This is a genomic window from Streptomyces malaysiensis subsp. samsunensis, from assembly GCF_024519315.1.
Classification (GTDB): Bacteria; Actinomycetota; Actinomycetes; order Streptomycetales; family Streptomycetaceae; genus Streptomyces; species Streptomyces malaysiensis.
The window spans coordinates 1-24,402 of record NZ_JANIIC010000036.1 but is presented as its reverse complement, the minus strand read 5'-3'; the positions used below and the strand labels follow the sequence as shown (position 1 = coordinate 24,402).

Genomic DNA, 24,402 nt, shown 5'->3' with positions numbered 1-24,402 from the left:
TGCTCGGCCGTGCTGTACTGCGCTGCGCCTTTGCGGTGCCTCGCGGTGAGGGTGGGCGGTAAGCAGTTTGCCGTACAAGAGCCGCAGTGCAACCCGGAGCGCGCTGTCAAGGTCTATCAGACCGGTCCAACGCCTCAAGCCCACAGCTTCCCGCCACCACTCTCCCGTGCGAGCCCCACGAAGCCGTACGAGCGGCCACGGCCCACCTGGCCCCGCCCGGCCTAGGTTCAGCAGACCTACTTTGGCACGCTCAGGTGCCTTTTCCATTGCCAATACTGGAACCCATGGACCGCAATACCGAGCTCAGTGAGTTCCTGCGGAGCCGCAGGGCCCGTCTGGGCCCCGGGGACGCGGGCGTGCACGTGAGCAACGACAGCCCCCGTCGGGTCCCGGGGCTGCGCCGGGAGGAGCTGGCGCAGCTGGCCGGGGTGAGCACGGACTACTACACGCGTCTGGAGCAGGGCCGCCATCTCAATGTGTCGGAGGCGGTGCTGGACGCCGTGGCCCGTGCGCTCCAGCTGAACGACACCGAACGCGCGTACCTCTTCGAGCTGACCCGGCCGCGCCCCCGGCGCACAGTGCGCCGCCGGCCGCCCCGCGCCCAGCGGGTGCGGCCCGGGGTGCATGCGCTGCTGCGCACGCTGGACGGGGTCTCACCGGCCTTCGTCCTCGGGCGCAGGGGCGATGTCCTGGCCTCCAACCGGCTGGCCAGGGCGCTGATCATCGACTTCGAGGCGCTCCCGTACCACGAGCGGAACATGGCCCGCTTCATGTTCCTCGACGAGGCGGCCCGTTCGCTGTGGCCGGAGTGGGAGACGGTCGCGGCGGAGATGGTGGCCTCCCTCCGGCTGGAGGCCGGGCACCATCCCGAGGACCCCCGGCTGACCGAGCTCGTGGGCGAGCTCACCATCAAGAGCCCGGAGTTCCGCACATGGTGGGCGGACCACAACGTCCGTGAGAAGACCCACGGCGTCAAGCTCTACCACCATCCGGTGGTCGGGGACATGACGCTGGCCTACGAGAACGTGATCGTCCCCGGCGATCCCGACCAGGCCCTGTGCATCTACACGGTCGAGCCCGGCTCCCCCTCCGAGGCGGCCCTGCGGCTGCTGGCGAGCTGGACGGCGACTCCCTCGACCGATCCTTACGCGCCCCGTTCCGAAGGGGCCCCTTCCGACGGGTCCCGCTCCGACGGGTCCCGCTCCGAAGCGCGTCCTTCGCGGGGACCGTCCTCCGACGTTTCCCCCTGATCCCACCCATCACCCCTTCACCCCCACCTCCCGATTCGCGCGATTAGTGCCATTCGCCCGACCACCCCTACCCCCGCCTGCCCTCTCACCCAGCACATTCCTCGCGTTCTTCGCATTCCTTCCAGGGAGACATCTCTATGACCACCAGCGTCACCGCCTACGCAGCCCCCGCTCCGAAGGCCCCGCTGGAGAAGACCACCATCGAACGCCGAGCACTGCGCGAGCACGATGTACTGATCGAGATCGCCTACGCCGGTATCTGCCACTCCGACATCCACCAGGCCCGCGAGGAGTGGGGCACCGCCCTCTTCCCGATGGTGCCCGGCCATGAGATCGCCGGTGTGGTCGCCGAGGTCGGCCCCGGTGTGACCGCGTACGCCGTGGGCGACCGGGTCGGCGTGGGCTGCTTCGTCGACTCCTGCCGCGAGTGCGAGAACTGCCTCGCGGGCGAGGAGCAGTTCTGCCTCAAGGGCGAGGTGCAGACGTACAACGCCACGGCGTACGACGGCTCCCCCACCTATGGCGGCTACAGCACCCACATCGTGGTGGACGAGAACTACGTCCTGCGCATCCCCGAGGGGATTTCGCTGGACATCGCCGCCCCGCTGCTGTGCGCCGGGATCACCCTCTACTCCCCGCTGGCCCACTGGAACGCCGGGCCCGGTAAGAACGTGGCCATCATCGGCCTCGGTGGGCTGGGCCACATGGGCGTGAAGATCGCCCATGCGATGGGCGCCGAGGTGACCGTGCTGAGCCAGACGCTCCGTAAGAAGGACGACGGGCTGCGGCTGGGCGCCGACCACTTCTACGCCACCGGCGACGAGGCCACCTTCACCGAACTGGCCGGCACCTTCGACCTGATCGTCAACACCACCTCGGCCAACCTCCCGCTGGACGGCTATCTCTCGCTGCTCAAGCGGGACGGCACGCTGGTGCACGTGGGCGCGCCGGAGAACCTCAGCGCCTTCAACCAGTTCTCGCTGATCGGGGCCCGTAAGACAATGGCCGGCTCGAAGATCGGCGGTATCCGGCAGACGCAGGAGATGCTGGACTTCTGCGCCGAGCACGGGCTCGGCGCGGAGATCGAGCTGATCGACGGCGAGCAGATCAACGAAGCCTACGACCGCGTCGTGAGCAGCGATGTGCGGTACCGCTTCGTGATCGACATCGCTTCCCTGAAGGCGTGATCGACGCCGCCTCACCGGCGGCGTGACCAGGCCGAGGCCGTCCGGACCACCCCCGGGTCCGGGCGGCCTCAGAACAGCTTGCCGACTTTCTGTTCCTCCTCAAGCCGGCGGCCCTGCTGCGCCGCCTGTTCTCGCCCGTTAGCGATGGCCCGCACACGGCCGTTCATGGCCGCGTGCGGGGCATTGTGTTATTTCAAGCTGCCTTCAGATGGGCGACCTCGCGCGCCCGTTCGGCGAGGGTGCGCACAACCGGCAGCGACGCATACGGCTTGAGGCCGGTGCGCAGGTTCCGCAGGTGCTCATCCCCCCGCGCGGAGCTGACCATCTGGTGCTCGTCGAGAAACTCGTTCCAGGTGGCACAGGCTGCCTCGACGTGGCGCATGGCCATCTGCCGTTGAGCGATCACCCCAAGGCAGTGCACTCGCCCTTGACGTTCCTGGAAGCTGCGGGCGGCGTTGGAGCGGCGCAGGGCCTTGATGCTGCCCGGCCCATCCTTGAGTGACCACCTGACATGCGCCTCGTGGAAGTGGAAGGCGGCTTCGTCGTACCCACCTACGGCGTCCCGCCGGTTGTCGGCCTGAGCCAGCGCGGCCTCCGTTTCACGCAAACGCGTCAGGGCGGTGTTCCGGTCGCCGGTCATCGCCGCCGCGGCGGCCTGCTGCCCACACAGGAACGCCACCAGACGCGGCCCAGATGCGGGCGCGGCCTCCGCTGCTGCGTCCGCGAGTTCCAACGCCTTCCGCCCGTAGCCGAGGTGGGACGCCTGCAACGACATGCCTCGCAGGGTCCGGCAGTAGGTGACGTGGTCTTCTCCCCTCGCCGCGAGATCGAGCGCACGCAGGTAGTACCTCTGCCCGAGCCCTTGCTTCGTCTCGTACATCGCCATCCAGCCGGTGAGGTACACGAAGTCCGAGACAGCCGCGAGCATGGCCTTGCGCACCTTCTCCGAGGCGTCAGCGCGCAGATAGTGGCCGATGGTGTTCGTGATGAAGGCCGCTGCCATCGGCCGAGCGTGACCAGCGCCGATCTCGTCCAGGATCTCGGCGACCTTGTCCGTCATCCTGGTCACGGTCTCAACGTCGCTCATGCCGATGTGAAGAGGGCTCCTCACGCTGGTGTCCTTCACACGCTGGTCCGGTTCTCCGGCCAACTCGTCGTATGTGGGGACCACCAGCGTGGCCGCGTACATAGCCGCTGTCAGCACGCTACGGCGGGACGGGTCCATGTCTGCTCGGCTCAGCGCCATCACTCCCGAAACAACATCGCGCTCTTCGACCGGATCGTCCCCCCAGCCCACTTCGGCGGACGTTATCGGCCGCCCAGCGAGTCGGGAGAGCGCTTCGAGGATCGCGGGCCGTGCCTGCGGCTTCGGCGTACTACCGGCGAGCCACTGCGACACACTCGACTTGTCGTAATGCAGCGTGACCCGCAGTTCTTTTCCGACGGCGTTCGTGCGCCGCGCCAGCTGCGCGTTTCCGATCCCCTCCGTCTGCATCAGGCCCGCGAGAGCCCTATTCGGCGTGCGCTGTCGTCGTGCCATTCCAACCCCCGAGCTGTGTTCAACCAGTTCAACCGTGCCTCCACTCTGCTCCCTTACCTCCATGCGCGCACTGGAGTTGAGTGATTACCGGCCGTTCGGTGATCGAGATCGGGCGGCCGGTTGACGGTCGCACCGGTTTCTTCACCCCCAACCACCGAGAAGGATCGGCGCGGCTTTTCCCCCGCCCCCGGACCAAGGCGTGACGATGACAGCCGCAGCGGAACAGCCCAGCGGGATGACGTTGGAGGTGTACCGGCTCAGGCCGGACGGGAGCCGCACAACGGTGCGGAAAAAGTCAGTGGTCACCCCGGCAAAGGTGCCCGATTCCAAGGGAGCGTGGCCCACGTGCCAGTGCCCCCACCACCGAGGAAGGGCCGCCCGATGAACATCCACGCTGCCGTGCTGCACGTATGCGTCGACCGGGGCCGAACTGCCTCGAAGCTGCCCGAAGAGCGGGCCGTCGCGGAGGGCAGCCGCGCGTTCGCGGATGAGCGCGGCCTGCGCCTGGTAGAGACGATCGCCGACCCCTTCGGGGAGCCGGACCACCGGCATCGCCGGGGCTGGCGACCGCGTTCGTGAGATGGCTGCGCGGGGCGAGATCACCGATGTCATCACCCGCTGGCCTAACGCCGTTCCCCCAAGTCTCAAGGACTCCCGGCAGAAGCGGTCACAACCTCCCCCAATCTCAGCTCACACAGATATGGAGTCCGGCATGGCGCGAGAGATCGTGCACAGCGTCACCATCACCGGCGACAGCATCCGCCCCGGCGATGTAATCAGCGTGGGCGGCATCCCTCACGCCGTCGCCGACGTACGCGAGATCGCCGGAAACCGCAAGAGGCTGCAATTCGTGGACGGCAACGCGTACTTTTTGCCGCGTTCCCTGACCATCGAGGTCACACGCATTTTCACACCACATCACGTCGCCACGCAGATACGACGATCGGCCACCGCGTCCCGTATCCCCAGCACTTCCGCACAGAACACCCCAAGGCCGCTCGACGTTGCCGGACGCATCCGCTGACGCCCCCATCCCGGGACGGCTCATGTCCGAGCCTGCATCACCTGCGATGGAAAGAAGCCCATCAAGATCATGCGGCGCGGAAAGGTCGTCGTCATTCGCTGCCGCGACTGCAAGGGGACGGGCTATCGGACGAGCTGACCGACACCTCACCCAACAAGGGGAGCCATGCACGAACTGATCGCCGCTCCATTCCTCAACGACCACTTACTCTTGCGCCCGGGAAACAGCAGCGGCGCAAAGATCAAGACGCATCACTACTTGGAACTACGCGAAGCAGTCACGCCGGCCGCATCTTCGTCAAGGGCCTGCGCTGCGATCACCCTCGCGTGTGGACACAGAAGCGCGAGGCCACCATCAATCGCTACGTCGCCCCCCTCGCGCCTCGCCTGCTGTGGGCTATCGACGATGGCGAGTGGAACCTGCTCGGATTCGAACACCTCGACGGCCGCCCCGCCGACTACAGCCCTGGTTCCAACGACCTGCCGGTCATCGCCGAGGCGATCACCACGCTGTCCAGAGTGCGCGCCCCCTCAGACGTCGAGCTGAAACGGATCGAGCAGCGCCTCGCTGACTACTTCGATCACCCCAACGACGCCGAGTTGCTACGCGGCAACACGCTGCTGCACACCGACTGGACCCCCGACAACGTCCTCATCATCCATAACGTCGCCCGCGTCGTCGACTGGGCGTGGCCGACTGCCGGCGCCGCATGGATCGACGCCGCCTGTTGGGTCGTCTGGCTGATCTCCGCCGGCCACACCCCCGCAGACGCCGAACAATGGGCCGCCGCAACTCCCGCATGGTCCACCGCGTCGGCCCGCGCGGTCGACGTCTTCGCGACTGCCCAAGACCGGCTATGGGCCGGCATCGCTGCGGACGCTCCCGACATCGTATGGAAGCAGTCCCTCGCCACAGCCGCGAACCAATGGGCCACCTACCGCCGACCCTGAAACGAGGGGAATGGCATGCCAGCCGACCCGCTCATCCACCCGCACCACACGCTCATCACTCCCCCGGGGGAGCACGTAGACATAGACATCGGCATGGTCCCTGTCATCAGTGAACTGTGGCGCCTCGGTTTCACGACTACCGCCTGTTGCCAAGACGTAGGCGAGGCGACCGCCGGTGTACGGGAACAGCGCGACGTCCCACTCGGCTACGGGGGCGACGCCTTCATCGACTACCACCGCGGATGGGCCCTGCTGAAACTCCCGACCGCCGACGCTCTGCGCATGGTGGCGTTGCTCGCCGAGACACCGCTGTTCGCCGACCACGTCCGCCACCCGTGGCGCCCTGGTTCCTGGCGCATGAACGTCCCCCTCGAACCGAGCGGCCTCGCTGACGCCGCACTGATCCACTTCCCAAGCCGGCAGCTCATCCAACTTGCCGAGGCTCTACGGAGTCACTGACCGCCCACGCCTTTCCCGCCCGCCGCGCTTCCACGGCTCCGCGGGCGGCCTCATGGCCCCCGCACCCCGCAGTCCACCCCCGAGCATGGGCAAATCCACAAGGGAACACCTAACGAATTCAAGGTTCGGAACGACTGCCAACGGGCAGTTCCTTGATCATCCCGCCTCGGGCCACTCCATCGCATAGGGCTTGCCCCGAGGCGGGGCCCTGCCAGGGCTGCCGTTAAAAGATCTTGCCGGGGTTGAGCAGGCCCAGCGGATCGAAGACCTGCTTGATACCGCGCTGCAACTCCACCCCCACCGGCCCCAGTTCACGCGCCAGCCACTCCCGTTTGAGGACGCCGACGCCGTGCTCACCGGTGATGGTGCCGCCCAGCTCCAGGCCCAGCGCCATGATGGCGTCGAAGGACTCACGGGCGCGCCGGGACTCATCGGGGTCGGCCGCGTCGAAGCACACCGTGGGATGGGTGTTGCCGTCCCCGGCGTGGGCGACGACGCCGATGGTCAGGTCGTACCGCTCGGCGATGGCGGCCGTGCCGTCGATCATCTCGGCCAGCCGGGAGCGGGGCACACAGACGTCGTCGATCATGGTGACGCCCTTGACCGCCTCCAGCGCCGGAAGCGTCATCCGGCGGGCCTGGAGCAGCATGTCGGACTCGGCGGCGCTCTCGGCCGGGACCACCTCCGTCGCCCCGGCCGCCGTGCACAGCTCGGCGACGGCGGCGAGGTCGGGGGCCGGGTCCGGGGTGTCGAACGCCGCCATCAGCAGCGCCTCGGTGGACTCCGGCAGGCCCATGTTCCCCATCGCGTTGACCGCGCGGACGCTCGTACGGTCCATCAGCTCCAGCAGCGAGGGCGCGTGGCCGCGCTCCATGATCCGGCAGATGGCGTCGCAGGCGGACGCCGTGGAGGGGAACTCGGCGGCGAGTACCAGCTGTTCGAGCGGGGCGGGCTTGAGGGCGAGCACCGCGCGGACGACGATGCCGAGGCTGCCCTCGGAGCCGACGAAGAGCCGGGTCAGGTCGTAGCCCGCGACCCCCTTGGCGGTGCGGCGGCCGGTCGTCAGCAGCCGGCCGTCGGCGAGGACGACATCGAGCCCGAGGACGTATTCGGCGGTGACGCCGTACTTCACACAGCACAGCCCGCCGGACGCGGTGCCGATGTTGCCCCCGATGGTGCACTGCTCCCAGCTGGAGGGGTCCGGCGGATAGTAGAGGCCCTTGTCCATGACCGCGCGGGACAGGGTCGCGTTGATCACGCCCGGCTCGACGACCGCGATCCGGTCCACCGGGTTGATCTCCAGAATGCGGTCCATCTTGACCAGGGACAGCACGATGCAGCCGTCGGACGCGTTGGCCGCGCCCGACAGACCGGTGCGCGCGCCCTGGGGCACGACCGGGACGCGCAGCGCGGTGGCGGTGCGGCAGACGTGCCGCACCTGCTCGACCGTGCGCGGGAGGACGACCACGGCGGGCGCGCCCGCCTCGCAGAAGCTGGCCATGTCGTTGGCGTAGGCCCCGGTCACATCGGGGTCGGTCAGCACCGCCTCCTCGGGGAGGCCCTCCCGCAGCAGCTCGATGAGGTCCGTCATATCTCCAGACTCGCACCCGGGAAGCGCCCGGGGAAGATCGCGGGAGCGTACGGATTACCTCGAGGAACCGCCGGGAGGGCCGTGGAGCGGCGGGCGTCGTGGGCGCTACTGCGCCTTGAAGTAGACGCTGACCTTACGGTCCCCGGCGGCGCCCGAGGCGAAGCCCATGCACAGCCGACGGGGGCTGGACAGCTGGACGGCCATGCCCTCGGGCTCGCGGTAGCCCAGCGAGTAGGCGGCCTCGGTACGGGCGCGCTGGACGAGCTCACCGGTGCGCAGATCGATGCACGAGACATAGGTGTTGCCGTGGCCGGAGGGCGGGTTGGCGCCGCCCTCGTCGGTGTAGGCGGTGCCGGTCATCTGGTACGCGTAGTCGCCGAGGACCGTGAAGCCCTGGAAGACCTCGCCGTCCTCGACGCCGGTCTGGGGTATGTCGTCGTACACGGCGGTGTAGTCGCCCGCGCTGACCCCGGAGAGGCTCATCAGCCGGTAGCGGGCCTCGCCGTCGAGGCGGTAGCGCAGCAGCAGCCGGCGGTTGAGCATGTCGACGGCGGGCTGGTTGCTGGTGGAGCCCGCCACCGGGCGGTGCTTGACCAGCGAGGACGAACCGGACGACAGCACGGTGCCGTCGGCGAACTTGAAGCGGCTGATCGCGCGCCCATAGCCGGAGTCGGGGTTGGCGTCCGTCTCGGTCCACAGATAGGCGGTGGAGCCGACCGGCTCACAGCCCATGGCGACACCGTGCCCGAATCCCTTGAGGTACATCGAGCCCAGCTTCGCGCCGGCGAGGGAGAGCTTGGTGACGCACAGATCGCCGTGGGCGGCGCGGTCGGCGCCGGAGACGGGGGCGGACTCCCCGCTGAGCTGGATACCGCCCTCCATCAGCTGGACGGTGTAGAGATGCCCGTTGATGTCGTCGAACGCGAAGGACTGCACCACGGTGGAGTTGTGCGGGGTCTTCTCGCGGATCAGCTGGGTGGAGGGCACCGACAGCTCGAACCGGCCCCCCGCCACGGTGGCGGCCCCGGCGCGGGCGGCGAAGGCGCCGAGCGCGCCGGCGGCGGCGACTCCCCCACCGAGGGTGAACCTACGCCTGGTCAAACGCCCCGCAGTGTACTTTTCCGTGTGCATTGATACTCAACAACTCCCGTGTGAACACGCCGTGTTGGAGTGAACAGATCGCCGTGAGTGTAGACCTTGGGAAAGCGCTCCCATTCAGGTGTTCGCTTTTTCTGGCATCAGCGGCGCAGGTGCACGGGAGTCGACGGGATTTGACCGGAATTGAGGGAGGGGATGGGCGGGGCCGTGCCGATACGGGGCGGGCGGCCGTGCCGACGCTGACAGGCCGCCGTGCCGACGCGGGCAGACGGGCGGGCCGTGGCCCGCCTGCCCGCGTGGCGGTCGCGTGGCGGTCAGAGGTTGCCGCGCTTGGCCTGTTCGCGCTCGATCGCCTCGAACAGCGCCTTGAAGTTGCCCTTGCCGAAGCCCATCGAGCCATGCCGCTCGATCAGCTCGAAGAAGACGGTCGGCCGGTCCTGGACCGGCTTGGTGAAGATCTGGAGCAGATAGCCGTCCTCGTCCCGGTCGGCGAGGATCTTCAGCTCACGGAGGGTCTCCAGCGGGACGCGGGTGTCGCCGACCCACTCCCCCAGGGTCTCGTAGTACGAGTCCGGGGTGTCCAGGAACCGCACCCCGGCCGCGCGCATCGCCCGCACCGTGGCGACGATGTCGTTGGTGGCGAGCGCGATGTGCTGGACGCCGGGGCCGCCGTAGAACTCCAGGTACTCGTCGATCTGGGACTTCTTCTTGCCGACCGCGGGCTCGTTGAGCGGGAACTTCACCTTGCGGGTGCCGTCCGCCACGACCTTCGACATCAGCGCGGAGTACTCGGTGGCGATGTCGTCGCCCACGAACTCCTTCATGTTGGTGAAGCCCATGACGTCGTTGTAGAAGCGGACCCACCGGTCCATCCGGCCGAGCTCCACATTGCCGACGCAGTGGTCGATCGCCTGGAAGTTCCTGCGCGCCACCGGTTCGACGATCGGCTCGGCCTCCTCGTAGCCGGGGAGGTACGGGCCGTCGTAGCCGGTGCGCTCGACGAGGGTGTGACGGGTGTCGCCGTAGGTGCGGATCGAGGCCACGACCACCGTGCCGTGCTCGTCCTTGAGCTCATGCGGCTCCTCGATCCCGGCGGCGCCGTGCTCGACGGCGTACGCGTACGCGGCGCGCGCGTCCGGCACCTCGACCGCCAGGTCGATCACGCCGTCGCCGTGCTCGGCGACATGCTCGGACAGGAAGCGGCCCCAGGCGCTCACCGGTTTGATGACGGAGGTGAACACGAAGCGGGCGCTGCCGGAGACCAGGACGTAACTGGCCGTCTCCCGGCTGCCGTTCTCCGGGCCGGAGTAGGCGACGAGCTTCATACCGAAGGCGGTGGCGTAGTAGTGCGCGGCCTGCTTGGCGTTTCCGACGGCGAAGACGACCGCGTCCATCCCCTTCACAGGGAACGGGTCGGCGTGCCGTGCGTCTCCCTGCTGCATCATCTCTGTCGTCTCAGTCATACTTCGCAGCGTCCCCCTATGACTCAAGGTGCGCAACACTTCGCGAAAACGCTGGTCAGTATGTATAGGTAGAGCCTGCCGCGACAGCGCATCCTGTACAGGGTGACTACCGTCACAGAGAACGCCTCAGGAGAACCCGGAGCCCAAGGGGGGACCGCATGGGAATCGACGCGCTCGACGCCCGGCTGATCGAGCTGCTCGCCGAGGAACCGCGGATAGGAGTGCTGGAGGCGTCGCGCCGCCTCGGTGTCGCCCGTGGTACGGCGCAGGCGCGGCTGGACCGGCTGCGGACGCAGGGGGTGATCCGGGGCTTCGGGCCCGATGTGGACCCGGCGGCGCTCGGCTATCCGGTCACCGCGTTCGCGACGCTGGAGATCAAACAGGGGCAGGGGCCTGACGTACGGGCCCATCTGGCGACCGTCCCGGAGGTGCTGGAGCTGCACACCACCACGGGCCACGGCGACATGCTCTGCCGCCTGGTGGCCCGCTCCAACGCCGACCTCCAGCGGGTGATCGACCTGGTGGTGGGGTTCGAGGGGATCGTCCGGGCCTCGACGGCGATCGTGATGGAGAACCCGGTTCCACTGCGGATCATCCCCCTGGTGCGGCAGGCGGCGCGGGACTGAGCATCGAGGTCCGGGGAACCCTTGAAGCGGATCCAAAGACTCCGTTGCAAAGAAGATGTTGCAACTGAGTCTTTGCATGCTTAGGCTGCCGCGCATGGCAGAGAACGAACAGCCTGTGTCCGACGAAGTCCGAGTACTCGACCCACGCTCCCTGCGCGGCCTCGCGCATCCGCTGCGAATGCGTCTGCTCGGTGCGTTGCGCGAGTACGGACCGGCCACCGCGTCCCAACTGGCCGACAGATTGGGCGAGTCCAGCGGCGCCACCAGCTACCATCTGCGACAGCTGGCCACCCATGGCTTCGTCAAGGACGACCCGGAGCGGGGCAAGGGGCGGGAGCGATGGTGGAAGGCGGCACAGCGGGGCGTGCAGGTGGGTACCGACCGGTTCCTGACCAGCCCCGACCCGGCCGTACGCGGAGCGATGAACACCCTGCTCCATGAGTGGGCCACCATCCACGGCCAGGACCTGTCCACCTGGTTCAGCACCATGCACGACTGGCCCTCGGCCTGGCGCAGCGCTTCGGACATGAGCGACTTCGCTATCCGCCTCACCCCTGAACTCGCCCGCGAAATGCGCGACAGGGTGCACGAAGTGATCGAGAGCTACCGCGAGAAGGAAGTGGACCGGGACACCGAGGGCTCCGCCCCGTACCGCGTCCATCTGCACGCCTTCCCGCGCGACGAGGACTGACCGATCCCTGGGGGGAACCACATATGTACGGCGACGACATCCATCTGTGGCTGCACCACATACGCGCCGAGGAACTCCACCGCGAGGCCCGCAAGGCGCCCCGCTCCCGCCCCGCCCGCGCCGGGGTGTTGCGCGCCCGGGTCGGCTGGACGCTGGTGGAGGTCGGGCTGCGGCTGGCCACCCCACGGCTGCCGCAATCCGGTCTGACCGCCCGGTTCGACCACTGACATGGACTCCGACGACAGAGGAGACAGATCGCGCCGGGGGAACAGCGGGGGCCGGAACAGCGGGGACCGAAGACCTCTCTTACTCGTCCTCGCCGCCAACACCGTCTCCATCGCGGGCAATTCCCTCACCCTGATCGCCGTCCCGTGGTTCGTCCTGGAAACCACGGGCAGCGCCGCCAAGGCCGGGCTGGTGTCCTTCTGCGCGACCCTGCCGGTGGTCGTCTCCGCCGTCATCGGCGGGCCGGTCATCGACCGGATCGGCCGCCGACGGGTGTCCATCGCCTCCGACTCGCTGTGCGGAGTGGCCGTCGCCGCGATTCCGGTGCTGCACTTCGCCGGTCTGCTGCGGTTCTGGCAGCTGTGCGCGCTGATGGCGTTCTCCGGGCTGCTCCACGCACCGGGCGAGACCGCCCGCCAGGTGCTCGTCCCCGCGCTGGCCGAACGGGCGGGCACCACCCTCAGCCGTGCGGCCAGCTTCTACGACGGGGCCTCGCGCGGGGCCCGGATGATGGGCGCGGCGCTCGGCGGGCTGCTGATCGCGCTGCTCGGCCCGCCCGCCGTGCTGCTGCTGGACGCGGCGACGTTCGCGGCATCCGCGCTGCTGATCATGGCGGGGCTGCGTGGGCTGCCCGCCGCCGCGCCACGGAAGCCCCTCGTACCGGTGTCCGCCCGCGCCTACCGCGCGGAGCTGGCCGAGGGGTACCGCTTCCTGCTGCGGCATCGGCTGCTGCTGGCCATTGTGCTGATGGTCATGGTCACCAACGGTCTCGACCAGGGCCTGTCCTCCGTGCTGCTGCCCGTCCACGCCGAGCGGCACCTGGGCGGTTCGGTGGAACTGGGGCTGCTCACCGCGCTGTTCGGCGGCGGTGCGCTGGTGGGGGCGCTGCTCTACGGGGCGGTGGGCGACCGCTTTCCGCGCCGGACCGTCTTCGCCGTGAGCTTCCTGGTGTGCGGGATGCCGCGCTTCCTCGTCGCCGCGTTCGTCCCCGGTGTGTCGCCGCTCGCCGTGACGATGGCGGCCAGCGGGGTCGCGGCGGGGATGCTCAACCCGATCCTGACCACGGTGACGTACGAGGCCGTACCCGATGAGCTGCGCAGCCGGGTCTCGGGAGCGCTCACCGCGGGGGTGTGGGTGGTGATGCCGCTCGGCGGGCTCGCGGCCGGCTGTCTGGTGGAGGGGGTGGGGCTGACCGCCGCCTTCCTGGTGACGGGCGGCGTCTACTTCCTGGCCACGCTCAGCCCGCTGGTCTTCCCGGCCTGGCGCGGGATGGACGTGGGGGCTGCGGCGGACGAAGGCGCGGCCGCGGACAAGGGGACGGCGACGGGCAGGGAGGCTGCGGTGAACAAGGAGGCCGCGGTATCGCTCAGCAGTGCGGGACGGCTCCGCCCGACCGCAGCGTCCGCAGAGCCGTCACGGCACCCTTGAGGGTGGTGACGGGGATCAGCCGCAGCCCCTTGGGCAGCTCGGCCGTGGCGTCGGCGCATTCGGCCTTCGGCACCAGGAAGACCGTGGCGCCGTCGCGCTTGGCGGCCTGCGTCTTCAGCGGGACCCCGCCCACGGCCCCGACCCTGCCCTTGGCGTCGATGGTGCCGGTGCCCGCGATCGTCCGGCCGCCGGTGAGATCGCCGCCGCGGCCGTCGCCGTCCAGCTTGTCGACGATGCCGAGGGAGAAGAGCAGCCCGGCGCTCGGACCGCCGACGTCGGCGAGGCGCAGGGTGACCTTGACCTCGCGCGGGGAGCGGTGGAGATAGCCGAGCGCGGCGGTGGTGGCCGAGGACTGGGACTTCTCCATCTCCTCGGCGTTGTGCCGCTCGATCTCCTTGGTGGTGCCGCCGACGTAGACCGAGTCGTGCGGCATCACCGCGCGGTCGGTGGCGAACCAGCCGCTGATCACGTCCTTCAGCCGGACGGTGGCGTCCGGGCCGGTCGCCAGGATCGTCGTCATCCGCAGTTGCCCGGTGGTCTTACGAGTGCCGGCCCCCGAGAGGCTGATCACCTGCTTGCCGCGGTTGGCACCCAGGACATTCACGGTCGAACCGGGCTGGGCCACGGTGAACGGCAGCGGCGCGAACACGGCCACCGCGAGCAGGGCGAGCACGGGCGCGGAGCAGAGCGCGAGGACGCGGGCGCGGGGGGAGACGGCAGGCATGGTGCGAATCTAGTTGACCGCCGGGACGCATGAGGCGCCGCCCCGGCCCCACGGGACCGCCGGACGGCGCCCGAAACCCGATCGCGGCGCCCGGCCGGCCACCGCGGGCGCGTGCGTGCGCCGGGCGCCAGACGCCCGCTTCTCGGGCGCCGGGCGGCGGCCCCGCCGACCCGCACGGGCGAGGCGGCTCCGGATCAGACCCAGCGGTCCGGAGAGACCTGGCAGAGGTCCGCGGAGACCGGCGCAGGTCGCACCCGGCACCGGAGCGCATGACGTCAGACGCAGGGGACCCGGCCACCGGCCCCCTGCCCCGTGGCCCCACCGACCCACGGGGCGGGGCAGGCCCAGCGGACCCACCACCGATCGCGCCCGAGGCAGGCCCGGCGAGGCAGGCCCGGCGTCGCCGTCGCCGCGCGGCGGGAGCCCGTACCCGCGCGGCGGCGCCGACCAGCGCCGGCGCGCGGGTCGTCAGGCGCGGGGTACCTCGTCGCCCGGCGCGCCGCCATGCCCTGGACACCGCCGTGCCCTGGGCCTCACGCACCAACGGCGCATGCTCAGCTCAGGGCGTCCGAGACCTCCCGGGCCGCGTCCACCACGCGTGGGCCGACCCGCTCGGGCACCGAGTCGCAGAGCATCACGACCCCGACGCTGCCCTCTATCCCCGTCACCCCGATGAGTGGGGCGGCCGCGCCGCTCGCGCCCGCCTCCAGTTCGCCGTGGGTGAGGGCGTACCCGGGGTCGTCGGGGCGGCCGGCGCGGGCGGCGAGGATCGCGCGCCCGGCGGCGCCCCGGTCGAGCGGATGCCGGAATCCGGCCCGGTAGGCGACGTGGTAGTCGGTCCAGGTCGGCTCGACGACCGCGACGGCGAGCGCCTCGGTGCCGTCGACCAGGGTGAGATGGGCGGTCGCGCCGACGTCCTCGGCGAGGGAGCGCAGCGCGGGCAGCGCGGCCTCCCGTACGAGCGGATGCACCTGGCGGCCCAGCTGGAGCACGCCGAGCCCGACGCGCGCCCGCCCGCCGATGTCCCGGCGGACGAGGGAGTGCTGCTCGAGGGTGGCCAGCAGCCGGTAGACCACGGTGCGGTTGACGCCGAGCTTGTTGGACAGCTCGGTCACGGTCAGCCCGTGGTCGGTGTCGGCGAGCAGTTTGAGGACGCGCAGTCCCCGGTCGAGCGTCTGAGAGGTCTCCGCGGTCACGACGCCCCCTCCTCGGTGATGAGTGGCGGCCCTTCGTGAGGTGCCCCGCCGGTCCCGACGACGGCGCGCGAAGAGGCCGCCGGTCGCGGTGGTCACGCACCGGCTGCGCTCCGCGGCGGCGCTGCCACGGGGCGTGTGCGTGCCCGAACGCTAGCGAGCCGGTCCGTTTTGCGGAAGGGTTTGTCCAGAATCCGAGCGGACCTGCCAAAGTGTGCGACATCTGCGCACCCCAGATCACCCCGGTTCGCCCGGATTTGCGAGGAGGGTCTGCGACCGGTTCATGAAATTTTTCGAAAGGGGGTTGCGCAGTACGAGCCGCCTGCGGCGGGCCGCTCCCCTCCCCGCCCCTTCCCGAAACCCGGGGCCCCGCCCCAGACCCTGGCACCACGCGGAGACGCCACAGGAAGGAGCGGGAAGAGGCCCGCGGGCGGGCTTTGCCCAGCCCCCCGGGCCCCAGAGGCGAAGCCCCTGGGATCGGGAAGGCGCGGCGAGGGGAGAAAGCCACCCGACGTGCCGCCCCAGCCACCAAGACCCACCACCCTGACGCGCCAACCCACCAAGGAGTATCCGAGGGCTCCACCCCCGGGCCCGGGGTCTGGGGCGAAGCCCCAGTTTCGGGAAGGGGCGGGGAGGGGAAAGACCCGCGCCTCAGCGCGCCCGCGTCACCGCATCCGCGTCGCCCACTCCTGGACCTTCTTGATCCGCTCGCGGATCTGCCCCGCCGTCGCCTCCGCGCTCGGCGGACCACCGCAGACCCGGCGCAGCTCGGTGTGGATCACGCCGTGCGGCTTACCGCTCTGGTGGACATACGCGCCGACCAGCGAGTTGAGCTGCTTGCGCAGCTCCAGCAGCTCCTTGTGGGTGACCACCGGCCGCCGCTCCGCCGGAAGCTCCAGCAGATCCGCCTCCGTGTCCGGCTTCTTGCGGCTGTGCGCGATCTGCTTGGCCTGCCGCTTCTGGAGCAGCATCTGCACCTGGTCGGGTTCGAGGAGCCCCGGGATGCCGAGGTAGTCCTGCTCCTCGTCGCTGCCCGGATGCGCCTGCATACCGAACTCGGCGCCGTCGTACAGCACCCGGTCGAAGACCGCGTCCGACTCCAGCGCCTCGAAGGGCAGTTGGTCCTGGTCGCCGGTGTCCTCGTCCTGCTGCTTCTCGGCCTCCTCGAGGAGCTTCTCCTCCTCCGCGTACGGGTTCTCCTCCTCGCCGTCCTTCTTCGGCTTGTCCAGGACGTGGTCGCGCTCGACCTCCATCTCGTTGGCGAAGCCGAGCAGCATCGGGATGGTGGGGAGGAAGACGGACGCGGTCTCGCCGCGCCGCCGCGACCGTACGAAACGGCCGACGGCCTGGGCGAAGAAGAGCGGGGTGGAGATGGTGGTCGCGTACACCCCGACCGCCAGCCGGGGCACGTCCACCCCTTCCGACACCATGCGGACGGCCACCATCCAGCGGTCGTCGGAGCCGCTGAAGTCCTCGATCCGCTGGGAGGCCGCCGCCTCGTCGGACAGCACGACCGTCGCCTTGGTGCCGGTGATCTCGCGGATCAGCTTGGCGTACGCACGGGCCGAGTCCTGGTCGGCGGCGATGACCAGCGCCCCCGCGTCCGGGATGCCCTTGCGGACCTCGGTCAGCCGCTGGTCCGCGGCGCGCAGCACATTCGGCATCCAGTCGCCGCGCGGATCGAGCGCGGTGCGCCACGCCTGGGAGACGGCGTCCTTGGTCATCGGCTCGCCGAGCCGCGCCGCGATCTCGTCGCCCGCCTTGGTGCGCCAGCGCATGTTGCCGCTGTAGGAGAGGAAGATGACGGGCCGCACCACACCGTCGGAGAGCGCGTTGCCATAGCCGTAGGTGTAGTCGGCGGAGGAGCGCCGGATGCCGTCGTTGCCCTCTTCGTAGGTGACGAAGGGGATGGGGTTGGTGTCGGACCGGAACGGGGTGCCGGTGAGCGCGAGCCGCCGCGTGGCCGGCTCGAACGCCTCCAGACACGCCTCGCCCCAGGAGCGGGAGTCGCCGGCGTGGTGGATCTCGTCGAGGATGACGAGCGTCTTGCGCTGCTCGATCCGGTTGCGGTGCAACATGGGCCGGACGCCGACGCCCGCGTAGGTCACGGCGACCCCGTGGTACTCGCGGCCCAGCGGGCCCGCGCTGTACTCCGGGTCCAGCTTGATGCCGACCCGCGCGGCGGCCTCCGCCCACTGCTTCTTCAAGTGCTCGGTCGGCGCGACGACCGTCACCTGCTGGACGACATGGTGGTGCAGCAGCCAGGAGGCGAGGGTCAGCGCGAAGGTGGTCTTACCGGCGCCGGGGGTCGCCACCGCGAGGAAGTCCCGCGGCTGCTCCTGGATGTACTTGTCCAACGCGCCCTGCTGCCAGGCGCGCAGCTTGCTCGCGGTACCCCAGGGAGCCCGGCCGGGAAAGGCGGGCGAGAGGTGATGGCTGGTGGAGGCGGCAGTAGTACTCACGGTCTCCGTCGGGCTGGCTCGGCGAGGTCGATCGGGAACCGCGTCAGCCTACCGGTGCCGTCCTTCACGCTTCGGGGTACGCGGGGATCCCACCCGAGGGTGGGATCAGACTCACATTCCGTTGGTGAACCGGGTCAGCCCCTCCGCGATCTTCGGCACGTCCAGCTCGCCCTGGCAGACGCTCAGCACGAAACGCTCGGCCTCGTCGACGTCGAAGTCCGCGTGCAGTGGATGCCCGTTGATGTGGAGGAAGACCCAGGTCGCGTACCAGGAGAGCCGCTTGTTGCCGTCCACCAAGGCGTGGTTTCGGGCCAGCGACTCCATCAGCGCCGCCGCCTTCTGCCACACGTCCGGGTAGGCGTCCTGGCCGAACACACTCGCCTGCGGACGGGCCAGAGCGGACTCCAGCAGCCCGTAGTCGCGCACCTCGTCGGCCCCGAGCCGCTCCGCGAGGTTCAGCAACTCGGGCAGGGTGAGGTAGTGCATCAGGCGAGCCTCCGGTTGAGCTCTTCGCTCGCCCGCAACACATGGGCGGCGGCCTCGTTGAACAGCCGGGAGTGCTCATTGATCGCAGCGATCACCGCGTCGTGGGCGAACGACTGCATACTCCGGCCCTCCGCCTCCGCGCGTTTGCGCAGTGCGTCGAGCTCTTCGTCCGTAAAGCGTAGATTCAGTGCCGCCATGACCCGATGGTACCGCGTGGTACCAAGCGGTGCTAACGGATTTCGGCCCGCAGTCGCGTCGTCACCCACGCCCCCACCAGCGCCACCGCCGCCATCGCCACGTAGACCGCCCCGAAGGCGGCCGGCTGGTGGGAGGCCGTGGGGCCGGTGGCGGCGATGTCGCCGCCACCGAAGGTGACGAAGAGGACGCCGCTGAGGCCGACCAGCGTGATGTTGCCGAGGGCGTCGGAGACCTGGAGGGAGGCGGAGTTGCTGCCCGCGTCCTCCGGCCGGGAGAGCTTCAGCAGCAGCACGCTCCCGCTGGAGATGGCCAGCCCCATCCCGTAACCGCCGATCACCCAGGCCACCGCCACGATCCAGGCCGGGACGGAGTCGGTGAGGGCCAGGAGCACCGTGGCGATGGACACGGCGATGAGCAGCATGCCGAGGCCCATCAGCCGTTCGCGGTGCGGCTCCAGACGGGGGCGGCTCTGGGTGTAGGAGCCCAGGGCCCAGGTGAGTCCGCCGCCGGTGAGGGAGAGCCCGGCGGCGGTCGCGGACAGGTCGCGCTGGGTCACCAGCATCAGCGGGACGAAGCTCTCCGCGCCCAGGAAGGACCCCGCCGCCACCCCGCGCAGCAGGATCACCGACGGCAGTCCGCGGGCGGCGCGGAAGGTGCCCTTGGGCAGCAGCCGCAGTACGCAGGGGACGAGCAGGGCGAGACCGGCGGCGGCCGGGACGAGGGAGAGCCGGCTGAGGTCCTGGCCCGCGTACTGGAGCAGCCCGGCGCCGACCGCGACGGCGAGCGCGAGCAGGATGCGGCGGCGGTTCATGCCCGCGGAGCGCTCGCTCGGCGGCAGGGCGCGCAGCGCGGGGAGCATCACCGCGAGCGGCGGCACCACCAGCACCGGGATGGCGAGGAAGACCCAGCGCCAGCCGGCCTGCTCGGTGACGGTCCCGGCGGCGAGCGGGCCGACGATGACGGGCAGCACCCAGGCGGCGGAGAAGGACGCCAGCACGGCGGGCTGAAGCCGCTGCGGATAGGCGCGGCCGACCACCACGTACAGCGCGACGATCACCAGCCCGCCGCCTATGCCCTGTATCGCGCGCCCGCCCACGAACATCCACATCCGCTGTGCCGAACCGGCCACCAGCAGCCCGGCGGCGAACGCCGCGATCCCGGTGAACAGCGGCGTCAGCGGCCCCTTGCGGTCGCACCACTCCCCCGACAGCGCCATCGCGAACAGGCTCGCGGTGAAGTAGGCGGAGAAGGCGTACGCGTAGAGCTCGACCCCGTCCAGCGCGCGGGCCGCGACCGGCATCGCGGTGTTGACCGCGCTCGCCTCGAAGGCGATGAGGGAGACGACGGTGACGATGCCGAGGGTGAGGGCGCGGTAGCGCTTCCCCCATACGGTGTCGCCGCCGCCTTCCAGACCCAGGTCTCCGCCGTCCGGCTCGGGACGGACGGCGGGGACGGCGGACGCCTGGGGCGGCGGGGCGCCGTCCGCGACGGCGGCGTCGGCGTCATGGGGGTCACGAGGGGTCATGGCGTCAGGGTAAGTGGCGTTCCCGGATGTCACACCTGTCGCGGGACGGAGCCGCGCTCGGCCGTTGGCCCTAAGCAGATCGGCGGAAGTCGACCGCGGTTCGAGGGGCGCCCCGAAGGGCGCCGGGCTCGGTCGATATGCGGCTGTGTCGATATGCGGCTCCGCCGCGTGGGCGCGGCCGCCACGACGGCGCCGCGGACGATCGACGGCGTCTCCTCCGGCCGTGGCTATACGCGGTGAGTCCGTCCATGGCCCTGCGCGGTGAGTCCTTGCGCAGCCCTACGTGGTGAGCAGGACGCCCCCGTACGAGGCCCCCGCGATCACCACCCACGCACACAGCCCCAGCGCGGCGACCCGGGCGCCGGTGCGGGTGAGCGAGGGGAGGTGGACGGCGCTGCCGAGGCCGAAGAGGGCGGCGGCGAGGAGGAGTTCCTGGGCGGTGGCGGCGGTGTCCAGCACGGCGGTGGACAGGACGTCCGTACTGCGCAGGGCGGTCATCGCGAGGAAGCCGAGGACGAACAGCGGCACCAGCGGCGGCCGCCGCTTCGCCTCCTGGCCCCCGGCCTCCTGGCCCCCGGCCTCCTGGCCGCCGATCTCCTGGCCCCCGCCGCCCTCGGTCCTCTTGACGCGCCCCCGCGCCCGTACGGATGTCGCGAGCACCGCGACCAACGGGGCGAGCAGGGCCACCCGTACCAGCTTGACCAGCACCGCGTCGCCCAGCGCCGCCGGCCCCGCGGTCTGCGCGGTCGCCACGACCTGGCCCACGTCGTGCACGCTGGCCCCCACCCACCGGCCGAACGCCGCGTCGCCGAGCCCCAAGGGGTGCTGGAGCAGCGGCAGGACGGCGATGGCGAGCGTGCCGCACAGCGTCACCAGCGCCACGGAGGTGGCCACATCGCGCTCATCGCTGTCCGACACCTCGCTCACCGCGCCGATCGCGGACGCCCCGCAGATCGAGTAGCCGGTCGCGATCAGCAGCGGCTGATCGCCGCGCAGCCCCATCCGGCGGCCGAGCCACCAGGTGCCGCAGAAGGTGGCGGCGACCACGCCCAGGACCATCGCCACGGTGGCCCAGCCGAGGCCCAGCACATCGTTCAGGCTGAGCTTGAGCCCGAGCAGCACGATGCCCAGGCGCATCAGCCGCTTCCCGGCGAGGGAGAGCCCGGCGCGGCAGACACCCCGGACGAGTCCGCGGGCCCCCGGCAGATGCGCGGCGACGATGCCCAGCACCACGGCCGCGGTCAGCAGGGGTATGGCGGGGAGCAGCCGGTGGACGCCCCAGGCGGCCGCGACCCCGGCCACGGCGAGCCCGAGCCCGTACGACGTGGCGGGCGGCCGCCATCCGGCGGCCTGCCGCGCCCGGCCGGGCGCGGCGGTCAGCGTCACTGGCCGTCCGCCGTCGGCAGCTCGTAGACCCGCCGGACGCTGCTGCCCAGGCGGGCGATGTCCGCCCCGTAGACATGGATCGAGATCGCCTTGGTCCCGCAGGCGTTCCACACCCTGTGGATATCTCCGGGCGGCGCGAAACCGCACACCGCGCCCCGCGGGTTGACCACGTCCTCGACCGCGATCAGCCGTGAGCCCGGACCGTCGGGGACGAGGCGGTAGCGCCGCTCGTGCTCCTCGCCCTCGTGGACGCCGGTGACACACCAGGACACATGGTCATGGATCGCCGTGCGCTGGCCGGACAGCCATACCAGCGCGACGATCGAGAAGCTGCCGTCGGGCTCGGCATGCAGGATGTGCTGGCGGTAGCGGTCGGGGTCGCCCTCGCGCTGTTCGGGGGTGAGCAGATCGGCCGCGCCGAGGTGGGGCGCGAGCCGCTCGCCCACCAGATAGGCGGTCACATCGGGTGCCAGGCCCCGTCCGACCACCTCGCGGACGTCGCCGACGAACGCGCCGAGGCGTGCCGTGAGAAGGCGGGAGGACGGATACGCGGTCGGGGTGGTCATGGTGGCAGCGTCCTGCCGCCCGCTCCATCACGTCCAACGACAGGTTGTTGAGCCGTCCCCAAGCTCCGCTTATGGATAGGTGGTCAGGGCATGGGAGGTCAAGGCACGAACGGTCAGCGCATAGGCGGTCCGGCCACGAACGGTCGGCGCACCGCCGCTCAGCATCCGACCCGGTTCGCGGCCACCGTCTTCAGCTCCTCCAGCACCCGCGCGGTGGCCGGTATCCCCAGATGTTCGCGCAGCACATACGCCGAGACCCGGCGGCGCGAGGCGGGGTCCAGGGCGCGCCCGGTGACCTTCTGATGGCACAGGAACGACAGCACCAGACCCGGCATCATCGCCACGCCGAGCCCCGCCGCGACCATGCTCTGCACCACCAGATTGTCGTCGGTGGTGAAGGCTATGTCGGGGGCGAAGCCCTGCTCGGCGCATTCGTGCAGGAAGTTGGCACGGCACCGCAGACATCCGGCGATCCAGCGCTCCTCGCTCAGCTCCGCCAGCTTGACCGCCCGCCGCCTGGCCAGCGGATGCCCGGTCGGCAGCAGCACCGTCAGCTGGTCCTCCAGCAGCGGGATCTCCACCAGCTCGGCGGGGGTCTCCTCGCGCAGCCCGGGATAGGTGAAGGCGAGGGTGATGTCGCACTCCCCGCGCACCACCCGCCCCAGCGACTCCGGCGGCTCGCCCTCCAGCAGCTCCACCCGCACCCCCGGATGGGCGGCGGCGAGCCGGGCCATGGCCTCGGGGATGAGGGTCGCGTTGGCGCTGGGGAAGGCGCAGACGCGCACCCGGCCCGAGCGCAGCCGGGTGATGGCGTTCATCTGCTGCTGGGCGGTGGAGATGCTGGTCAGAATGGTGTCGGCATGACGGGCGAGGGTCTCCCCCGCCTCGGTGAGCCGCATCCCCCGGCCGACCCGGATGAACAGCGGACTGCCGACGGCCCGTTCGAGCGCCTTCATCTGCTGGGTGATGGCCGGCTGGGTGTAGCCGAGTGCGCGGGCGGCCCCGGAGTAGGAGCCGGAGCGGACCACCTCGTGGAACGTCTTGATGTGCCGGGAATCGAACACGTTCGCATCATACGGAGAGACGGAGAGGGGGACGGAAACCATAAGCGCGATTTGGGGCCGTACAAGATCACCCCTACCGGCGCTTTTCCGTCACCCGGGCCGCCGTGCCACGTCGCGGCGCCACACCGGTGCCCGAGCTCACCGGGTCGAGCACGGTCAAGAGGGCGATGCCGGGGCAAGCTGACCCCATGCCGCACTACACCTCGTACGACGGAACCGAGCTGGCCTACCGCGTCCTGGAGGCCCGGGACGGCTCGGCCGGGCCACCGCTGATCTGCCTGGCGGGCGGACCGGGGCGGGACGCCGCGTATCTGGGCGACCTCGGCGGCCTGAACGCCCATCACACCCTCGTCATCCCCGACAGCCGCGGCACCGGGGACTCCCCACCGGCCGTCGACCCCAGCGGCTACGCCTTCCCCGGGCTCGCCGAGGACCTCGAGGCGCTCCGCCGCCATCTGGACCTCGCCCGCTTCCCGCTGCTCGCCCATGACGCGGCGGCCGCCACGGCCCAGGCGTACGCGGCCGCCCGCCCCGAGCCGCTCAGCCGGCTGATCCTGGTCTGCCCGGGCGCGCGGCTCCAGGGCGAACTCCCCGAGGACGCCCGGGAGATCTTCGAGTCCCGCGCCGACGAGCCGTGGTGGCAGGAGGCGTACACGGCCGTCCAGCTGCTGCCCGACACCACCGACCTCGCCGAGGTGCGCGGACTGCTGCTCCAGGCCGCCCCCATGGCGTACGGCCGCTGGGAGGAGCCCCAGCGGGCCCACGCCGAGAGCGAGGGCGAGCAGCTGGGGCCGGTGGCGCGGGCCGGCTTCTGGCAGGGCGTCGACGAGGCGGGACGGCGCGCGGTGCTGGCCCGGCTGCGCGAGGTGCCGTGCCCGGTGCTGGCGGTCACCGGCGACCGGGACGCGGTGACCGGGATGCGCGCCGGGGAGCTGGTCGCCGAGTCCTTCCCGGACGGCCAGGTGCGGCCGCTGCCCGGGGTGGGCCACTATCCGTGGGTCGACGAGCCGGATCTCTTCCGCCAGGTGATCGAGGACTTCCTGACCCAGCGCCCCACGGCGTGAACCAAGCCCCTGCCGCCGCGCCGTGAGCCGGGCCCCGCCCCACGGCGTAACCGGAAGCCCCGCCCCGCGCCGCGAACCGGGCCCGGCCCGTCCCGGGCGGACTCACCCGGCCGCCATGAACGCAGTGTGTCAGTCGTATGGCGCCCCCCGCCGCGCCGCTGTCCCCGCCCCGCCCCCCCCCGCCCGTCGCGAACACCGCACC

24 protein-coding genes are annotated in these 24,402 nt (G+C 70.7%); 11 read left to right on the top strand and 13 right to left on the bottom strand.

The window, feature by feature from the left end:
* The first annotated feature begins 284 nt into the window (after positions 1–284).
* A complete protein-coding gene (locus NQU54_RS27770) occupies positions 285–1,250 on the top strand; it encodes a helix-turn-helix transcriptional regulator (protein ID WP_257633476.1) in 966 nt (321 codons plus the stop codon).
* 137 nt (positions 1,251–1,387) lie between these two features.
* A complete protein-coding gene (locus NQU54_RS27765; protein WP_257633475.1) occupies positions 1,388–2,437 on the top strand; it encodes an NAD(P)-dependent alcohol dehydrogenase in 1,050 nt (349 codons plus the stop codon).
* A gap of 193 nt (positions 2,438–2,630) precedes the next feature.
* Here the strand turns inward: NQU54_RS27765 and NQU54_RS27760 are convergent, their stop codons facing one another.
* Positions 2,631–3,977, bottom strand: a complete 1,347-nt coding sequence (locus NQU54_RS27760) for an NsdA family TPR-like regulatory protein (RefSeq protein WP_257633474.1) — start codon at positions 3,975–3,977, stop codon at positions 2,631–2,633.
* Between the two features lie 381 nt (positions 3,978–4,358).
* Here NQU54_RS27760 and NQU54_RS27755 point away from each other — a divergent pair, with 381 nt between their 5' ends.
* The 4 genes from NQU54_RS27755 (at position 4,359) to NQU54_RS27740 (ending at position 6,410) form a co-directional block, all read left to right on the top strand.
* Positions 4,359–4,556, top strand: coding sequence for a hypothetical protein (locus tag NQU54_RS27755; RefSeq protein WP_257633473.1), 198 nt, complete (start codon positions 4,359–4,361; stop codon positions 4,554–4,556).
* Positions 4,557–4,689: 133 nt separating this feature from the next.
* The gene (locus NQU54_RS27750) at positions 4,690–5,001 is read left to right on the top strand and encodes a hypothetical protein (RefSeq protein ID WP_257633472.1); all 312 of its coding nucleotides are present in this window, start codon (positions 4,690–4,692) and stop codon (positions 4,999–5,001) included.
* Positions 5,002–5,327: 326 nt separating this feature from the next.
* Positions 5,328–5,951 (top strand): aminoglycoside phosphotransferase, encoded by a 624-nt coding sequence (locus tag NQU54_RS27745; protein ID WP_257633471.1) that lies wholly within the window; start codon positions 5,328–5,330, stop codon positions 5,949–5,951.
* Positions 5,952–5,966: 15 nt separating this feature from the next.
* Positions 5,967–6,410: a hypothetical protein gene (locus tag NQU54_RS27740; RefSeq protein WP_257633470.1), complete on the top strand. Its 444-nt coding sequence runs from the start codon at positions 5,967–5,969 to the stop codon at positions 6,408–6,410.
* A gap of 223 nt (positions 6,411–6,633) precedes the next feature.
* Here the strand turns inward: NQU54_RS27740 and NQU54_RS27735 are convergent, their stop codons facing one another.
* The 3 genes from NQU54_RS27735 to hppD form a co-directional block, all read right to left on the bottom strand.
* Positions 6,634–8,001, bottom strand: coding sequence for an FAD-binding oxidoreductase (locus tag NQU54_RS27735; protein WP_257633469.1), 1,368 nt, complete (start codon positions 7,999–8,001; stop codon positions 6,634–6,636).
* A gap of 105 nt (positions 8,002–8,106) precedes the next feature.
* Positions 8,107–9,102, bottom strand: a complete 996-nt coding sequence (locus NQU54_RS27730; RefSeq protein ID WP_232564529.1) for a phage baseplate protein — start codon at positions 9,100–9,102, stop codon at positions 8,107–8,109.
* Positions 9,103–9,413: 311 nt separating this feature from the next.
* Positions 9,414–10,562, bottom strand: a complete 1,149-nt coding sequence (hppD, locus tag NQU54_RS27725; protein ID WP_257633468.1) for a 4-hydroxyphenylpyruvate dioxygenase — start codon at positions 10,560–10,562, stop codon at positions 9,414–9,416.
* 158 nt (positions 10,563–10,720) lie between these two features.
* On the opposite strand from hppD, the gene NQU54_RS27720 reads away from it, so the two are divergent.
* The 4 genes from NQU54_RS27720 to NQU54_RS27705 all read left to right on the top strand — a co-directional run bounded on the left by NQU54_RS27720 (position 10,721) and on the right by NQU54_RS27705 (position 13,532).
* Positions 10,721–11,188, top strand: coding sequence for an Lrp/AsnC family transcriptional regulator (locus NQU54_RS27720; protein ID WP_069863687.1), 468 nt, complete (start codon positions 10,721–10,723; stop codon positions 11,186–11,188).
* A 94-nt stretch (positions 11,189–11,282) separates the two neighbouring features.
* The gene (locus NQU54_RS27715) at positions 11,283–11,879 is read left to right on the top strand and encodes an ArsR/SmtB family transcription factor (protein ID WP_237287701.1); all 597 of its coding nucleotides are present in this window, start codon (positions 11,283–11,285) and stop codon (positions 11,877–11,879) included.
* 23 nt (positions 11,880–11,902) lie between these two features.
* Positions 11,903–12,106 (top strand): hypothetical protein, encoded by a 204-nt coding sequence (locus NQU54_RS27710; protein WP_099013912.1) that lies wholly within the window; start codon positions 11,903–11,905, stop codon positions 12,104–12,106.
* A 1-nt stretch (position 12,107) separates the two neighbouring features.
* A complete protein-coding gene (locus NQU54_RS27705; protein ID WP_147968424.1) occupies positions 12,108–13,532 on the top strand; it encodes an MFS transporter in 1,425 nt (474 codons plus the stop codon).
* Here the strand turns inward: NQU54_RS27705 and NQU54_RS27700 are convergent.
* The 9 genes from NQU54_RS27700 to NQU54_RS27660 all read right to left on the bottom strand — a co-directional run bounded on the left by NQU54_RS27700 (position 13,471) and on the right by NQU54_RS27660 (position 23,136).
* Positions 13,471–14,256, bottom strand: coding sequence for a S16 family serine protease (locus NQU54_RS27700; RefSeq protein ID WP_257633467.1), 786 nt, complete (start codon positions 14,254–14,256; stop codon positions 13,471–13,473). The genes NQU54_RS27705 and NQU54_RS27700 overlap by 62 nt on opposite strands.
* A gap of 554 nt (positions 14,257–14,810) precedes the next feature.
* The gene (locus tag NQU54_RS27695; RefSeq protein ID WP_069863676.1) at positions 14,811–15,452 is read right to left on the bottom strand and encodes an IclR family transcriptional regulator; all 642 of its coding nucleotides are present in this window, start codon (positions 15,450–15,452) and stop codon (positions 14,811–14,813) included.
* A gap of 662 nt (positions 15,453–16,114) precedes the next feature.
* Positions 16,115–17,911 carry a DEAD/DEAH box helicase gene (locus NQU54_RS27690; RefSeq protein WP_257633466.1) on the bottom strand — a complete coding sequence of 599 codons (1,797 nt, stop codon included), beginning with the start codon at positions 17,909–17,911 and terminating at the stop codon, positions 16,115–16,117.
* Between the two features lie 111 nt (positions 17,912–18,022).
* Positions 18,023–18,397 carry a type II toxin-antitoxin system death-on-curing family toxin gene (locus NQU54_RS27685; protein ID WP_037962087.1) on the bottom strand — a complete coding sequence of 125 codons (375 nt, stop codon included), beginning with the start codon at positions 18,395–18,397 and terminating at the stop codon, positions 18,023–18,025.
* Complete coding sequence (locus NQU54_RS27680; protein ID WP_020870939.1) at positions 18,397–18,594, bottom strand: Arc family DNA-binding protein; 198 nt, start codon at positions 18,592–18,594, stop codon at positions 18,397–18,399. The genes NQU54_RS27685 and NQU54_RS27680 overlap by 1 nt, the downstream gene beginning before the upstream one ends.
* A 32-nt stretch (positions 18,595–18,626) precedes the next feature.
* Entirely contained in the window at positions 18,627–20,120 is a 1,494-nt protein-coding gene (locus NQU54_RS27675) for an MFS transporter (RefSeq protein ID WP_257633465.1), read from the bottom strand.
* 279 nt (positions 20,121–20,399) lie between these two features.
* A complete protein-coding gene (locus NQU54_RS27670; protein WP_257633464.1) occupies positions 20,400–21,506 on the bottom strand; it encodes a YeiH family protein in 1,107 nt (368 codons plus the stop codon).
* Positions 21,503–22,072, bottom strand: a complete 570-nt coding sequence (locus NQU54_RS27665) for a cysteine dioxygenase family protein (RefSeq protein ID WP_257633463.1) — start codon at positions 22,070–22,072, stop codon at positions 21,503–21,505. The genes NQU54_RS27670 and NQU54_RS27665 overlap by 4 nt, the downstream gene beginning before the upstream one ends.
* Before the next feature lie 158 nt (positions 22,073–22,230).
* Positions 22,231–23,136 (bottom strand): LysR family transcriptional regulator, encoded by a 906-nt coding sequence (locus NQU54_RS27660; RefSeq protein WP_069863657.1) that lies wholly within the window; start codon positions 23,134–23,136, stop codon positions 22,231–22,233.
* 188 nt (positions 23,137–23,324) lie between these two features.
* Between NQU54_RS27660 and NQU54_RS27655 the strand changes: the two genes are divergently transcribed.
* Positions 23,325–24,200 (top strand): alpha/beta fold hydrolase, encoded by an 876-nt coding sequence (locus NQU54_RS27655; RefSeq protein WP_257633462.1) that lies wholly within the window; start codon positions 23,325–23,327, stop codon positions 24,198–24,200.
* Positions 24,201–24,402: the final 202 nt, after the last annotated feature.